The 15,504-nt window shown below is 56.5% G+C and carries 15 protein-coding genes and 1 pseudogene; 9 read left to right on the top strand and 7 right to left on the bottom strand.

The window, feature by feature from the left end; genetic code table 11:
* The first annotated feature begins 39 nt into the window (after positions 1-39).
* From BFP89_RS18290 to BFP89_RS18260, 7 genes are all read left to right on the top strand, one after another.
* Positions 40-1,434: an ethanolamine ammonia-lyase subunit EutB gene (locus tag BFP89_RS18290; RefSeq protein WP_065886820.1), complete on the top strand. Its 1,395-nt coding sequence runs from the start codon at positions 40-42 to the stop codon at positions 1,432-1,434.
* Positions 1,431-2,264 (top strand): ethanolamine ammonia-lyase subunit EutC, encoded by an 834-nt coding sequence (eutC, locus tag BFP89_RS18285; RefSeq protein WP_065886819.1) that lies wholly within the window; start codon positions 1,431-1,433, stop codon positions 2,262-2,264. Before BFP89_RS18290 ends, eutC begins: the two co-directional genes overlap by 4 nt.
* Before the next feature lie 91 nt (positions 2,265-2,355).
* Positions 2,356-2,814 (top strand): GNAT family N-acetyltransferase, encoded by a 459-nt coding sequence (locus tag BFP89_RS18280; RefSeq protein ID WP_056861944.1) that lies wholly within the window; start codon positions 2,356-2,358, stop codon positions 2,812-2,814.
* A gap of 297 nt (positions 2,815-3,111) precedes the next feature.
* Positions 3,112-3,768, top strand: coding sequence for a DedA family protein (locus BFP89_RS18275; protein ID WP_065886818.1), 657 nt, complete (start codon positions 3,112-3,114; stop codon positions 3,766-3,768).
* Positions 3,769-3,774: 6 nt separating this feature from the next.
* Positions 3,775-4,590: a M90 family metallopeptidase gene (locus BFP89_RS18270; RefSeq protein WP_065886817.1), complete on the top strand. Its 816-nt coding sequence runs from the start codon at positions 3,775-3,777 to the stop codon at positions 4,588-4,590.
* Positions 4,591-4,699: 109 nt separating this feature from the next.
* Positions 4,700-5,227 carry an inorganic diphosphatase gene (ppa, locus tag BFP89_RS18265; protein ID WP_049711351.1) on the top strand — a complete coding sequence of 176 codons (528 nt, stop codon included), beginning with the start codon at positions 4,700-4,702 and terminating at the stop codon, positions 5,225-5,227.
* A gap of 211 nt (positions 5,228-5,438) precedes the next feature.
* Positions 5,439-6,209 (top strand): LexA family transcriptional regulator, encoded by a 771-nt coding sequence (locus BFP89_RS18260; protein WP_065886816.1) that lies wholly within the window; start codon positions 5,439-5,441, stop codon positions 6,207-6,209.
* A gap of 288 nt (positions 6,210-6,497) precedes the next feature.
* On the opposite strand, the gene BFP89_RS28650 is transcribed toward BFP89_RS18260, so the two are convergent.
* The 4 genes from BFP89_RS28650 to BFP89_RS18255 form a co-directional block, all read right to left on the bottom strand.
* Entirely contained in the window at positions 6,498-6,779 is a 282-nt protein-coding gene (locus BFP89_RS28650; protein ID WP_139114975.1) for a hypothetical protein, read from the bottom strand.
* Positions 6,780-6,869: 90 nt separating this feature from the next.
* Complete coding sequence (locus BFP89_RS27695; RefSeq protein WP_083208102.1) at positions 6,870-7,940, bottom strand: BsuBI/PstI family type II restriction endonuclease; 1,071 nt, start codon at positions 7,938-7,940, stop codon at positions 6,870-6,872.
* A gap of 97 nt (positions 7,941-8,037) precedes the next feature.
* Positions 8,038-9,501, bottom strand: coding sequence for an Eco57I restriction-modification methylase domain-containing protein (locus BFP89_RS27690; protein ID WP_218061320.1), 1,464 nt, complete (start codon positions 9,499-9,501; stop codon positions 8,038-8,040).
* A gap of 281 nt (positions 9,502-9,782) precedes the next feature.
* Positions 9,783-10,019, bottom strand: coding sequence for a hypothetical protein (locus BFP89_RS18255; RefSeq protein ID WP_065886815.1), 237 nt, complete (start codon positions 10,017-10,019; stop codon positions 9,783-9,785).
* Positions 10,020-10,527: 508 nt separating this feature from the next.
* Here BFP89_RS18255 and ycaC point away from each other — a divergent pair.
* Positions 10,528-11,160 carry an isochorismate family cysteine hydrolase YcaC gene (gene ycaC / locus BFP89_RS18250; protein WP_057724871.1) on the top strand — a complete coding sequence of 211 codons (633 nt, stop codon included), beginning with the start codon at positions 10,528-10,530 and terminating at the stop codon, positions 11,158-11,160.
* Between the two features lie 55 nt (positions 11,161-11,215).
* On the opposite strand, the gene BFP89_RS18245 is transcribed toward ycaC, so the two are convergent.
* The 3 genes and pseudogenes from BFP89_RS18245 to BFP89_RS18235 form a co-directional block, all read right to left on the bottom strand.
* A complete protein-coding gene (locus tag BFP89_RS18245) occupies positions 11,216-12,139 on the bottom strand; it encodes a nucleotidyl transferase AbiEii/AbiGii toxin family protein (RefSeq protein WP_065886814.1) in 924 nt (307 codons plus the stop codon).
* Positions 12,129-12,893, bottom strand: a complete 765-nt coding sequence (locus BFP89_RS18240) for a type IV toxin-antitoxin system AbiEi family antitoxin (RefSeq protein WP_065886813.1) — start codon at positions 12,891-12,893, stop codon at positions 12,129-12,131. Before BFP89_RS18240 ends, BFP89_RS18245 begins: the two co-directional genes overlap by 11 nt.
* Positions 12,894-13,090: 197 nt before the next feature.
* Positions 13,091-13,938 (bottom strand): annotated as a pseudogene (locus BFP89_RS18235) (YhcG family protein); the annotation flags it as partial.
* A 283-nt stretch (positions 13,939-14,221) separates the two neighbouring features.
* On the opposite strand from BFP89_RS18235, the gene BFP89_RS18230 reads away from it, so the two are divergent.
* On the top strand, positions 14,222-15,504 hold a 1,283-nt coding region (locus tag BFP89_RS18230), incomplete at its 3' end, for a DUF6531 domain-containing protein (protein WP_256097362.1).

The raw sequence follows: 15,504 nt of genomic DNA, 5'->3' as shown, positions 1-15,504 counted from the left end.
GCGTTTCCAGGTCCGCCCGCGTCATTCAGGAGACACTGTATGGCAAGCTTTTCCCACGCGGTGGGTGCACACACCTACCGCTTCGACAGCCTCAAGGATGTGATGGCCAAGGCCAGCCCGGCGCGTTCCGGGGATTTCCTCGCCGGTGTTGCCGCACAGAATGACGGCGAACGGGTGGCCGCGCAGATGGCGCTGGCGAATATCCCGCTCAAGCACTTTCTGGAGGAGGCGCTGATTCCTTACGAGAGCGATGAAGTCACCCGACTGATCATCGATACCCACGATAAACAGGCGTTTGCGCCGGTCAGCCACCTCACCGTCGGCGGCCTGCGCGACTGGCTGCTCAGCGACGCAGCCGACGAACAGTCCCTGCGTTTATTGGCACCGGGGCTGACACCGGAAATGGCCGCCGCCGTGTCCAAGATCATGCGCGTGCAGGACCTGGTACTGGTGGCGCAGAAGATCCGCGTGGTCACCCGGTTTCGCGGCACCCTGGGCCTGCGCGGTCGTCTGTCAACGCGCCTGCAGCCCAACCACCCCACCGACGAACCGGCGGGCATCGCCGCCAGCATTCTCGACGGCCTGCTCTACGGCAACGGCGACGCCATGATCGGCATCAACCCGGCCACCGACAGCATCGCCTCAATCTGCGCCATGCTGGAGATGCTCGACGCCATCATCCAGCGCTACGACATCCCCACCCAGGCCTGCGTGCTGACCCACGTCACCACCTCCATCGAGGCGATCAACCGTGGCGTGCCGCTGGACCTGGTGTTCCAGTCGATCGCCGGCACCGAGGCGGCCAATGCCAGCTTCGGCATCAGCCTGAGTCTGCTGCAGGAAGGTTACGACGCCGGCCTGAGCCTCAATCGCGGCACCCTGGGCCAGAACCTGATGTATTTCGAAACCGGCCAGGGCAGCGCCTTGTCGGCCAACGCGCACTTTGGCGTCGACCAGCAAACCTGTGAAACCCGCGCCTACGCGGTGGCCCGGCACTTCAAACCGTTTCTGGTCAACACCGTGGTCGGCTTTATCGGCCCCGAGTACCTGTACAACGGCAAACAGATCATCCGCGCCGGTCTCGAAGACCACTTCTGCGGCAAGTTGCTCGGCGTGCCGATGGGTTGCGACATCTGCTACACCAACCACGCCGAAGCCGACCAGGACGACATGGACACCCTGCTGACCCTGCTCGGCGTGGCCGGGATCAATTTCATCATGGGCATCCCCGGCTCTGACGACATCATGCTCAATTACCAGACCACCTCATTCCACGACGCGCTGTACGCGCGCCAGACATTGGGATTGAAACCGGCGCCGGAGTTCGAACAATGGCTGGCGAACATGGGCATCTTTACGCAAGAAGGTGGCAAAGTGCGCTTTGGTAACAGCCTGCCACCGGCGTTTCGCCACGCTCTGGCGCAATTGGGATGAAGGAGCCGACCGTGCAACCAGAATTGCCTGACAACCCATGGCTGCAACTGCGCCGCCTGACCCCGGCGCGCATTGCCCTGGGCCGCACCGGCACCAGCATTCCTACGGGCGCGCAACTGGACTTCCAGTTCGCCCACGCCCAGGCGCGGGACGCGGTGCACCTGCCCTTCGATCATGAAGGGCTGAGCCGCCAATGTGCCGAACGCGGCCGCGACAGCCTGTTGCTGCACAGCGCCGCCACCGACCGGCATACCTACCTGCAACGCCCCGATCTTGGACGCCGCTTGAGTGATGAATCGGCCCAGACCCTGCGCGACTATGCGGCAGCCCATCCGAATGGGATGGACCTGGCGATCGTAGTAGCCGATGGCCTGTCGGCGCTGGCCGTGCATAAACACACCGCGCCCTTTCTGACACGCCTGGAAGAACAGACCCACGCTGAAGGCTGGTCCTTGTCACCGGTCATCCTGGTAGAACAGGGCCGCGTGGCAGTGGCCGACGAAATCGGGCAACTACTCGGCGCCAAAATGGTGGTGATCCTGATCGGCGAACGGCCGGGGCTCAGTTCGCCGGACAGCCTGGGGCTGTATTTCACCTACAACCCCAAGGTCGGCCTCACTGACGCCTACCGCAACTGTATCTCCAATGTGCGCCTGGAAGGCCTGAGCTACGGCATGGCGGCCCATCGCCTGCTGTACCTGATGCGCGAGGCCTGCCGCCGGCAGTTGTCCGGGGTCAATCTCAAGGACGAGGCGCAGTTGCAGACGATTGAATCAGATGACCCGGACTTGATGAAGGGCAATTTCCTGCTCAGCCCACCCGTAGACTGATCGCCGCACGATTGCGCTTTTTCGTGGCTTTCGGCAGCATCAAGCGACGACCGCGCGCGTGGTCATACCCATTTGGAAGTTGAGGCCTGGCATGCGGATTACTCAAGCGACCCTGGAACACCTGGACCTGCTCACCCCGCTGTTCGTCAAATACCGCGAATTCTATGGGGCCCTGCCGTTCCCGGACTCGTCGCGGGCCTTCCTGGAAAAGCGCCTGCGCCGCAAGGAATCGGTGATCTACCTGGCACTGGCCGATGATGATGACAAGCGGTTGCTGGGGTTCTGCCAGCTCTATCCAAGCTTCTCTTCGCTGTCGCTCAAACGGGTGTGGATCCTCAACGACATCTATGTGGCAGAGGACGCGCGCCGGCAACTGGTCGCCGATAACCTGATGCGCACAGCGAAGAAAATGGCCAAGGAAACCCACGCGGTGCGGCTGCGGGTATCCACCAGCAGCGATAATGACGTGGCGCAGAAGACCTACGAGTCCATCGGTTTTCGCGAAGACACCGAATTCAAGAACTACGTGCTGCCGATCAGCGAGGACTGAGCTCGGCAATCAGCTGTGGGAGGGGGCTTGCCCCCGATAGCGGTGTGCCAGCCAATAGGCATGTCACTGCCCCACCGCCATCGGGAGCAAGCCCCCTCCCACATTTTTTCAAACCGAGCCCCACCGCTTCACACTTTCACGACACTCCCCGCTACAAAAGCCACACGCTTTTCACTATTCAATCCGTATAATGCGCACCTCTCAGGGTCGTAAGAATCTCGACATACACGTGTAGCCTTATTTCCCGTCGTTCCCGCACTGGCCTGCTGAGCCGGGCCATTCACACAGGTGCCATCCATGGATTTCAACCCGCTTGACCTTATCCTGCATCTCGATGTTTACCTCGACATGCTGGTAACCAATTACGGTCCGTGGATCTACGCCATTCTGTTCCTGGTGATTTTCTGCGAGACCGGCCTGGTGGTCATGCCGTTTTTGCCGGGCGATTCGTTGCTGTTCATCGCCGGTGCCGTTGCCGCAGGCGGCGGCATGGACCCGGTGTTGCTGGGCGGCCTGCTGATGCTGGCGGCCATCCTCGGCGACAGCACCAACTACGTGATCGGGCGAACGGTGGGCGAACGCTTGTTCAGCAACCCGAACTCGAAAATCTTCCGTCGCGACTACCTGCAAAAAACCCACGACTTCTACGACAAGCACGGTGGCAAAACCGTGACCCTGGCGCGCTTCCTGCCGATCCTGCGCACCTTCGCGCCGTTCGTCGCCGGCATCGCGAAAATGCCCTACCCGCGCTTCTTCGGGTTCAGCGTGCTCGGCACCATTCTCTGGGTCGGTGGCCTGGTGACCCTGGGCTACTTCTTCGGCAACGTGCCGTTCATCAAGAAGAACCTGTCGTTGCTCGTCGTGTTCATCATCCTGCTGTCCCTGGTGCCGATGATCATCGGCGTGGTGCGCAGCCGCTTTGGCCGCACCTCCTCCGAAGCCAAACCGCACTGATTGCCCGTGTGGTCCCTCAGCGCCAGGCGTCGCCGGCGCCTGCTGGCCAAGCACCCGATTGCCGATGACACCTGGCAGCGGGTGCGCCACCACCTGACCTTCCTCGACGGCCTCACGGCCGAGCAAGACCAATGGCTGCGCGAAGCCTGTGTGCTGTTCCTCGCCGAAAAACACCTCACCGCCCTGCCCGGCGTCGAACTGCACCAGGAACAACGCCTGCTGCTCGCCGCCCAGGCGCAACTGCCGCTGATGAACCTGGGCGACCTCGACTGGTATCAGGGCTTCCATGAAATCGTGCTGTACCCCGACGACTTCCTCAGCCCGCAGCGCCATCGCGATGCCAGCGGCGTGGAACACGAGTGGGACGGCGAACACAGCGGCGAAGCCTGGCAGCAGGGCCCGGTGATACTGGCCTGGCCCGGGGTACTGGCCAGCGGCCAATGGGAAGGCTACAACCTGGTCATCCACGAGCTGGCGCACAAACTGGACATGCTCAACGGCGACGCCAACGGCCTGCCACCGCTGCACAACGACATGCGCGTGCAGGACTGGGCCAGCGTAATGCAGAGCGCCTTCGACGACCTCAATCGCCAACTGGACGCCAACCCCGACGCTGAAACCGAGATCGACCCCTACGCCGCCGAAAACCCGGCGGAATTCTTTGCCGTCACCAGCGAATATTTCTTCAGTGCCCCGGACTTGCTGGTCAATAGTTATCCACAGGTGTACGCCCAACTCAGCCGCTTTTACCGCCAGGATCCCCTGGCCCGCCTGACCCAACTGCAAGCCCGCGACCCGCGCTACCAGCCGCAGGGCGAATGACCGTACGACGCTTGGCGCATGGCATCGGCGTCAGAATATGCCTATAATCGCCGCCACTTTTAGGCCAATCCGGCCATGTCACATGGCCAACTAACGGGGGCAACGCCCAATGAGCTACAGCAAGATTCCGGCTGGCAAAGACCTGCCGAACGACATCTACGTCGCCATCGAAATTCCGGCCAACCACGCGCCGATCAAATACGAAATCGACAAAGACAGCGACTGCCTGTTCGTTGACCGTTTCATGGCCACCCCAATGTTCTACCCGGCCAACTACGGTTTTATCCCCAACACCCTGGCCGACGACGGCGACCCCCTCGACGTGCTGGTCGTGACCCCTTACCCGGTCACCCCAGGCTCGGTCATCCGCGCTCGCCCGGTTGGCATCCTGAACATGACCGACGACGGCGGCGGCGATGCCAAAGTCATCGCAGTGCCACACGACAAGCTGTCCCAGCTGTACGTCGACGTGAAGGAATACACCGACCTGCCGCCCCTGCTGCTGGAACAAATCAAGCACTTCTTCGAGAACTACAAAGACCTCGAAAAAGGCAAATGGGTGAAGATCGACGGTTGGGGCGACGCAGAAGCCGCCCGCGCCGAGATCATGAAGTCGGTGGCCGCCTACAAAGGCTGATACCCGCGCCTCATTGCCACGGCAATCAAAAAGCCCCGATTATTCGGGGCTTTTTTGTGGCAAAAATAAACATCAAGTTCAGCGCTTAAGTTTAGACGTTCAACTAACCAGCAACCCTGAAGAATAAAGCTACAACTAAGCAAAAACCTACACGCGCAAATCAACGCATGGTTTATTTGAATGGTTTTCCCGGCCAGTAAACTCTGTGTTCATGAATACATCAGGTGATCGTTTAAAAGCGCTACTACGGGAAGTTCATCTTTCCGCCTCCGACTTCGCCAAGAACCGCGGCGTCACGCCTCAGCACGTGAACAACTGGTTCAAACGCGGCGTCCCCATGGGCCGACTCAACGAGATCGCAGAACTGCTGTGCGTCTCCAGTCGCTGGCTAAGCGACGGCCGCGGCCCCAAACACCCGCCCGCCAACTACCTGTTGGAAGCCCCCACCGCAAGGATTGCACCCGCCCGCGAAGACATCGGCAAATACCTCACAGGCCCCGCCTGCCGCCCGGAAAACAACGACGTGGAGATCCCCCTCCACCCCACATTCACCTCAACCGAACGCATCCGCGTCACCCAACACACCCTCCAGACCCTCAACGTAAAACCCGACCGCGCCGTGGGCGCCTACATGGTCGACAACAGCATGATCGACATCATCCAGCAAGGCGCCACCCTCGCCATCGACCGAGGCCGCACCCAAATCATCGATGGTGAAATCTACGCCGTCGAACACGACGGCATGCTACGCATCAAATACCTCTACAACCGACCAGGCGGAGGCCTGCGCATGCGCAGCCACAACGCCGGCGAACACCCGGACGAATACCTCACCTACGACGAACGCTTCGAGCAGAACTTCCAAATCGTCGGCTGGGTATTCTGGTGGTCCACCCTCAACAACCGCCGCCCACCCGTCCCGCTGGATGACCACCTGCTGGGCTGGGAAGGCGCTGAACCGGAACCGGAGGTGGGCAACTGAGGTGAATGTGGGTATCATGCGCCGCACATTTGGCAGGGGATGGTTTTAAGCTATTGCCCTGCCAGGCGACGCGGAGGAGTTCCCGCAGATGCCCCTACTATTCAGCCCGACGCAATGTGGGCTGAGCGATTTGAAGGCTGGTGAGGCTTGTCAAAAACAAGCTGAGGCAGTCACAGAGAAGCCGGCCATAAGCCGGCTTTTTAATTTCTGAAGGCTCAACGCGAAAATTACCTAGCTTGTCCTAAGCACAAATGGAGCGCCTCCAGCTGCAATACGTAGCTGAAAAAATCACAATAGCACGTCCGGTCCAAGATTGACTCCGTAGATCAACGACCTCCAAACAGTGACGTCTGTACCATGACTTTCAGGTTGCCTAGTTGCTTGTGAGCGGCCAGTTTTCTCTATTAATTTTTTACTACTGGCGCGACGCATAACACCACCGAGAGCACGCGCATCATTTGGCTTGTGGAGTCCAGCCTCCCAAATATCATCCGGTGTGAATTCAGGTTTCGCTTTCGCAACCTGACAAACAACCACGAACGCAGCGTCAGCCCAGATCTTATCTACCATATAAATCTCCGCATATAAAAAATAAACATTTTTGCGTGCGATTAAATTATCTCACCGGGAATTTTTCATTAAACTATTTTATTAAGCAAGTTAGCTCGCCGGGCTCAGCGATTCGCGCAGAATCGTAAGTCGAACAAGAAGCTCTGGCTCACTCCTAAACCAAATATCTGAATCCCTCGCTATCTCACTTACTCGTTTCTTAAATGGATATGAGCTGCGATCTTCAAAAGCGGTTATCATGCGAACATGCTTTCGGGGTATTCCAGCGTCAGCCGCAATTCTCAGCAAGGCCTCTTTTCGCAGTTCAGTTATCGGCCCATCACTGTGAACAACTTCAATGAAAACAAGACGAAGACCATCTTCATAGCCTGTATCAGCTGCAACAATATCCGGCAGCTCAGCAGAAGTTGATATATGCAAACCAATATCCTCAGCCTCACCTGACAACTCACGAAAGGTCTTTATATCAGAAGTACTCACATGTACGACAACCGGAGTAACCATTATTTGCTTAAGCAACGTCTCGCAAACATCTTTAGTAATTATAGATGCTTCGCCTGGAGACAAACGTAAAGAGGTTCCTGTAGTCGGCAAAGTCACCATGACCTGCCCCTCTTTCACTCCAGTCCTTCTAAGCAGACGCATTCGCTGAAGAACCATCGGGTCGAGATTTCGTTCCTGCCAAAGAGATATAAGTTCTCCTAGAGCTTCTCCCTCATTTACCGGATCAAAAAGCTTGGAAAAACCTTCTGCTAAACAATAAATCGGAGCAGGCGATGTCGGTGCTACGCCCTCCCGTTTCAGAATCAACCCTATAGGCACAGCTCTATTTCTGATTAAATCATCCCGAAGTGGTTCGCGCGTATTATCAGCGTACCACTGTTCAACAGCCTTATAGCCCGGCGTATGACAGGAGGCAATCCACGTAAAACGATCCCCGTCGGTACTTCTCTCTGCTTGAGAGAACCCAAATCTAATTACCGTGGATGGGCGAAAGTATCTATTTAAACCTTCGACAAAAGCTCCATACAGCGCGACGAATACCATGCGAGCGGCCATATCGCCTACCAAAATTGACCGGTCAGGGAACGACTCAGGAAAAATCATCGAGAGTCGTTCTCGAACAAAAGGGAGAGTTACGAAAGGTGGCAACGTGATCATCTAGGCATGCCTCACATGGGTATGAGACAAATCCTACACCGCGCAGCGAAGTAGCTGCAACTAAATATTTCACACTTCAGATCTGGAGGTACCCTATCTATACCGCAGATAACGCCATTTTTAGACACAAAACCTGCTCAACCGCACGATCGGCCTCTGTGAGGGTAGGCCTATCGGACAACAGATCTCCAATCGCCCTAAGTGAATCCAGTGAAGGGAAGCGCAGTTTTCGAAGCTCTGTTGCGTTCACTTGGGTACTGCCCGCAACTGCACGAAAATAGGCATCCACATAAGAGCTGTTCAAGAACGCTGAAAGCCCAACAGTTTCGGCACGAGTAAGGTCTCCAGTGGGCCGGTGGATGTAGTTCAGATGATTTTCTAAGCCTATGAATTCTCCAGGCAAGCTACCAGCGAGATACGGAGCCGCTGTCACACGCCTAGCATCCTCTTTAGGACTGAAGCGGCGCATCACCACGTAATTCGTATTTCGAAGGAGCATCCAAGCACTACCGGCAGTAGAAAGGATGTGCTCACGCTTTTTTTGTATAGGCCAACTTATGCCCGCATGCTTAACGTGCTGCATCCACAACAATGGAACTGAACCTCTACTAGAACTCTCCAAAATATACTCTTTCGAACGAAAGGGAACTACTGGCCCTGTCGAAACTTTGAGGCCCAAAGAGGCGAGAGTATCATGCACATGGCCAGAGTCATCTGACTCTCGGTTTGCTCCGGCGGCTATCGGAATCGCAATTGCCATCTCTTCATCTGTGCCTATCACACTGGCCGTCGGAATTGCGAAAAGCTCAGCATTAGGTAGATCTAAGACACCTTGACTAGTACTAAAAGTAATTTCTGCCATATGTAACGGCTGGGCTGTCGCCCATGCAATAACGGCTTCCTGTAAAATAGCATCTTCATAGAAATGAGCTTGACGGCTTTCAAAAAGATGCACTGCATCAATCTGCAAATAATGCAACAAATGCCGTCTTACCGCGGCAAAATATGAACCGTTCAACCAAGATCTAGGAGTAATAAAACACCAACGTCCTGCTGGCCTTACCAAACCCGCGCAGGCGGCCTGGAACAACCCATATATATTAGGCTGCCCATAAACCGCATAAGCATGAGCCTTAGCTCTAAGGTCTGCCTTATTCAATTTAAAATAAGGGGGATTCGCGATACATATATCAAACTCCGGCCTTGCGGATTGGGATAGCTCAGACAACAGAAAATCGCCTATCACAATGTGGCACGTTAACTTAACATTTAAGCTTTTTGCTGATCGCCTCAGCCGGTCAGCCAAGCGTCGTAGATAAGGCTTAAGACGACCATCTATCTCATATAGGGTTAGCTCGATACGGGACGGCCGCTCATCACGATGAAGAAGCTCTTGCACAACTGCCGCAGCCAGTACCCCAGCACCGGACGCAGGTTCCAAAATACTTATGACATCAGCAACGATCCCCGTAGTTGCTCGCTGCGCCATGAACCTGGCGATAGGGGGAGGGGTCATAAACTGGCCCAAACTCTTTTGCTCGTCCCTATCGAGAGACGACACGAAAGATTTTCCGTTTAGGTGTGCGAACTCGGTGATTGGCATCGTTTTCTACGCATGTGGATATTGATTTATTGCAGGGCACGGCATCCGAGCCAACGGCAGATTTTGCCTGTTTTGGCCTACGGCTGGGAGAGTTTTCGCATTTTTGAGACCAAATGACACATGTGGAACCTACCAAGCATCAAACCTACGATAATTTGACGCATGTCCGCAAAAAAAATGTCACTTGGTCGATTGTCCGGCCAACAGCGGGCAGGCCATGCCTACCCGCCTTTAAATCGCTATTTAGCTTGTAGGCAGTCCACAGCCCGATCCGCCACCATCTTCGCCATCTCCACCAAATGCATCACCGCCCTCTGTGGTGCGGCCAGTGACTCGCCGATCACTTGCGACGTAGCCAGCGCACAATGCAGCAGCTCAGCCACCTGCATCCACGCATCCTCGAAGCTCAGTTCTTCATTGACCGTGAATGGGTTGGTCGAGTGTGACGACAGCGTATCTGAACGAACGTTATCCATAGCAAAACTCCTAGCAGTAAGTGAATACCACCGTCCTTTCGCGACTAAACGAGTAGAGGTGGCGGCTGTACGCAGGTTAGTCGACCGGCCGCTAGGCACCGGCGCACCCGAGGGTGCCCTGCGCACAGCCACCATAAAGTGCAGGTGAGAAGACACCTGTCTTTGAGATGGCGCGTGCGCCTAGCGAAGTCCGGGCGACTAAACCCGGTCACTGAATGTGCAGTGACAATCCGCAGCCTAGCCACCCACTCCCGCTGGCGCAATGCGGTTGGGATTCTCTCGGAAACGTCCTGCAAATGAAAGGGACAGGACCTGCTGGCCATTCAAAGTCAAATCCCCCATCGCTCTTCACATTGATTTCGTGCAACAAGATGCAGCACTAACCATCGTCCCGTTTAAGTTGACAGTAAGACTCATCACAGCCGATTTATCCCCCATCACCCACCCATTAATCTGTGCCCATGTTGAACACAACGCCCAACCAACCCAAACAAAAAAGGATTCAACCATGAGCACTCCAACCTACAACCGCCTCAATAAAGACGACGCCATCGTGCTGCTGGTCGACCACCAGACTGGCCTGATCTCCCTGGTGCAGGACTTCTCCCCCAACGAGTTCAAGAACAACGTGCTGGCCCTCGCCGACCTGGCCAAGTTCTTCAATCTGCCGACCATCCTCACCACCAGCTTCGAGCAAGGCCCCAATGGCCCGCTGGTGCCGGAGTTGAAGGAGATGTTCCCGGACGCGCCGTATATCGCTCGCCCAGGCCAGATCAATGCGTGGGACAACGAAGACTTCGTCAAGGCGATCAAGGCCACCGGGCGCAAGCAGATCATCATTGCCGGCGTAGTGACGGATGTGTGCGTGGCGTTCCCGACCTTGTCGGCGCTGGCGGAAGGATTCGAGGTGTTTGTGGTGACGGATGCGTCGGGCACGTTCAATACCACGGTGCAGCAGGCGGCGTGGAGCCGGATGACCCAGGCCGGTGCGCAGTTGATGAACTGGTTCTCGGTGGCGTGCGAGCTGCACCGCGACTGGCGTAACGATATCGAAGGCTTGGGGAATCTGTTGTCCCAGCGTATTCCCAACTATCGCAATTTGATGAATGGGTATGCGGCGCTGACGGCGCAGCAGAAATAAGTAAACCCAGCGTTAAGAAAAGCCTGCTATGAAAGCGGGCTTTTTCACGTCATGCCTACCCTGCCAACAATTGCTCAATCACCGCTTCCAGCTTCGCCACGGCTTCCGCCCGTTTTGCAGCAGGTATCTGCCTGACGTTATGCAATTTCCATTGCACGGCAGGCAAACGATCTATTTCCGGCAGATTCAACGTCGTCCAGTCAGGCTCTCCCTGTTTGATCGAGATCAGGAAGGCGGCATCCTGCTCACTGAATTGTTGGCGGATCGCAGCTAACAACGCCTCTCTGGTCGCTTCCAACTGGTCAAGTGTGACGGGCTCTCGCGTCATGCCGGCGAATTCAGCCTGAAACGCGCCCGCTAATGGCTTCCAGCGGGGCGCAAACAATTCAGCCATGGGCCGGCTGTGGCTGATCAGATACACCAGAAAGCCCTCGAAGATTTCACGTGTCAGCCCTTGCTCCCGAAGCATCCACATCACGTCAAAAAGGTCTCTGGGATGTTGCCGATCCAGTGCAGCGCAGATCTTGCCGCCGTACAGGTCGGGCAGGGACACCACGGCCATCGAAGCGAACCCGAATTCTTCCTCAACCAGCGGCACTACGTCACGCGACAACGGTGGATGGACGGTGCCGCGCAGCACCGGCGATACTTCAATCTTGATTTGGGCATGAGCGCTCCTTACGAGAATCCGAAGCTCATCGTCTCGATTTCCTTGAACGGTCGCGACAGCTCCGGGAAGGTCCCGCCCTATCGCATCGGCAATCCGCTTCAGGGCTTGGCGAACGTCGACCAGTGCCCGTTGACGATCAGCGCTGGGCAGATACGCCAGGTCTATATCCACCGACAACCGAGGCAGGTCACGTACGAACAGGTTAATCGCCGTGCCTCCCTTCAGCGCGAAACATCGTTCTGCCGCTACGTAGGGAATGACCTGCACCAGCAGACGAACCTGAGCGGCATAACGTGGATCAAGTGGCATGGGCAAAACGCTCCGGAACGGTAATAAGGAACTCTTTATCGAGTCGCCCGCCCCGGATGATTTGCCGCTTGCCCTTGCCTAGCTCAATGCTGGAACGATCTATTCGCGCATACCAGGCATGAGCCGCATTACGTGCCAGCACAAAGAACACACGTTTGACGCGGATGGAGTTGCACGCCTCAAGCAGCTTCTGCAGGCGCCTGGGACTCAACGTGGCAAGACCGTTCATCACATCGGCCACACCGCTGAACAGCATCTCGTCGGCGCTTTGGTGAATAAGCTCGAGCACCGCACGTTCCGGGGTAGAGATTTTTAGCGCGAATTGGCGGTAAGGTATTTGGAAAACTTGTAACGCCATATCTTCCAGCCCTGTGAAGAGCGCGCCCGGATGGAAGTTCATCTGCGCTTCCCATTCATGCTTGCGAAACCAACCGGGAAGAACGGCGCCGGTGGTCCCAAATAGATCAACGGTTTCTTTTCCAAACGTCAGGTAATGGCTGTAACCGGCCAGGCTCAACGCCGTCGCGCCGCCCGGCCAGGTCTGCATCGTTGCACCCTGTTGCAATGCGAAAACACCGCCGTGCCAGTCGATACTGTCGCCGCTGCGTTTCCAGGCGCCGTGGCCCACACGCTCAACCCAGCCTGTTTGCTGATATTTCTGAATGAGGTTGGGGCCGACTCCCTGCTCGTGAAGCCACGCCTGAGTGACGATTGCGCCCGACGGCCAATCTGCGAGAAGGCGGTTTATTTTCATGGAATATATCGCCCTATAAGGGTGTTTATATGATTAATATTAAACCACGATGGCGCAGCACGGGGATGATTATCCTCCTCACAACGCCCAACCAACCCAAACAAAAAAGGATTCAACCATGAGCACTCCAACCTACAACCGCCTCAACAAAGACGACGCCTGCTCTGACGGCAGGCTTTTCCGCTGCTTGCCCAGGCCTACCCGGCCAACTCCCGTTCGATCTGTTCGATACTCGGCAAACTCGTTTGCAATTCTGCCGGCAAAGACTCCACTAATTGATATTCCGCCACGCCGATAGGTCGGTTGTTATCGCGCAGTGCATATTCAGCCACCACTTCATTTTTACCTTTGCACAACAAAAGGCCAATCGTCGGGCCATCCTGCGGGTGTTTTATCTCGGCATCCACCGCCGCAAGGTAGAAGCTCAGTTTGCCCAGATGCTCGGGTTTGAACTTGCCAGCCTTGAGTTCGATCACCACGTAGCAACGCAGCTTCAAGTGATAGAACAGCAGGTCGACGAAGAATTCATCACCGCCCACCTTCAGCAGCACTTGCCGGCCAACGAAGGCAAAGCCTGCGCCCAATTCCAATAGGAAGTCGGTGACATGCTTGATCAGGGCGCTTTCGATATCACGCTCCTGCGCGTTCACGCCCAGGCTGAGGAAATCAAAACGATAAGGGTCCTTGAGGGTTTCGCGCGCCAGATCGGATTGTGCCTTGGGTAGATGGCTTTCAAAGTTGCTGACGGCCTTGCCACTGCGTTCCAGCAAGCGGTTTTCAATGTGCATCACCAGCGTGTTGCGTGACCAGTTGTGTTCAACGGCCTGGATGATGTACCAACGACGGGTTTCAGGGCCGGGAAGTTTGTCCAATAGCGCGACTTGATGGTACCAAGGCAATTGTGCAAGCACCTCTTGCACAAATTCCGAATCCGGCCACGCCTCGGCAAAAGCACGCATGTATTTGAGATGCGCGGCGAAAAACCTTTCATGTCAGGAAAGGCCAACCGCAGATCTTGCGCAAGTCGATCAATTACTTTGCTACCCAGCGCTCATGAGTACTTCAGGAAGGGTCCTGCGTACCTTACAGAAAGATCCTGCTGGCACCTGCCGAAACGTCGGAAACCGAGAGTAGCATCACTACTGAAAAGACGCTCAAGGCACTGTTCGTCAATCAGCAGCGTCGCTATCTGAAGTGATCCGGGGGCACACGTCGACATCGAAAATTACCCGCCTTTTGTAAGCGCAATCTGATTTTTCAAACCGCTCATCCAGCCGCCTTTCGCTGCGGCAGACTCCGACGCCTTGCCTTCTGCCGAGACGTCATGGATGACCCACGCTGCCCACATCACCTCGATCGAATATGAGCTGGATACTTTCCATCAGAGCCTGACGATTTATCGCCAGCAAATGGGTGCCTGGTATTCCCGAGCACTGGATTCGGTGAGCCATGCTGCGGATATGCCGTCGTTGCTGGGGATGGACCGGGTGTTGCGGGCCGGGGATTCGCAGCAGTCGGTCAGCCATACCGACGCGGATTTTTCTACCGTGGCTCGTTGCCCGGTGGGTGGCGTGCTTAAGATCCAGAGCAGGTTCGAGTCGCTGTATGACGTACCGATTGGCGACATCCCCGTTGAGGTGACCCGCCTGGATGACGGCAGTTCAGCAGTGATCATGCTCGATGAACACGGCGAGGGTTCGCACTATTGCGCCGCTGGCGGACGCTATCAGGTTCGGGTTCAAGGCGGTGTTTCAGCGCAGCAAGTGGATGCCCTCTTTGCCTCTTATGCCGGGCTGACAGCAGATCTGGAGCAATGGCTGCGCGATCAGTGGATGGACTTCAAGCCGCATTGGCAGCAATCCACGGCCAGTGCAATTGGCAGCGGCATACTGGCAGGCACTTGGACGGCGATCCGTGAGGTGTGGGACAGCATAAAGCTGGTGCAGTCGATCCTTGAAGATCCGTTGCAGTACGTAGAGCACTTGGGAGCCCAAGCAGCCAAGTTGGCGCAAATCGCCAGCGATGCACCCAAAATCATGGAACACGCGATGTTGCTGGCCAGTGATGAGGCGGCACTGTTCCTTCTGGTGCGCACCGCGTTGGTCTGGCTGGACGCATTGCCGCCGGGCCAGATCGCGCAAGTGGCTGCAGGGTTAGTAGTCTCGCTGCTGATTGATCTGGTGATTGGCGCGGTACTGACCATCGCCTTACCGGCGGCCGGTGTGGCGTATTTAAGCTTGCGGCTGGTCAAGTATGGCGCTCGGATTGTTGAGGCTGCGGTTGGCTTCATACAGAGCATGCTGGCGATTCTGACCAAGTTTATGCAGGCGGTGGATCGCTATAAAGCGGTGGCGGTTCGAGGGGTGGTCGGTGGGCTGAAGCAGGGCACCCTGCAGATGCGCTGGAAGGCTCGGCAGAACGCGGTGCTGCGGCAGAAAGAGCATGTAGATGATGTGCCTACCTCGGCTAAAAATCCGGCTGGGGATACTGCTGCCTCTGCGGACAAGACCGTTACTCACGGTTGCCCGGTGTCGATGGTCACCGGCGAGGAACTGCTGACCCTGACCGATGGCGCGCTCGATGGCATCTTGCCGTTCGAGTGGACGCGCTT

The sequence above is a fragment of the Pseudomonas sp. 31 R 17 genome, from assembly GCF_900004915.1.
GTDB classification, from domain to species: Bacteria; Pseudomonadota; Gammaproteobacteria; order Pseudomonadales; family Pseudomonadaceae; genus Aquipseudomonas; species Aquipseudomonas orientalis_A.
Note: the sequence above shows the minus strand (reverse complement) of the source record. Positions and strands in the feature narration are given on the sequence as shown.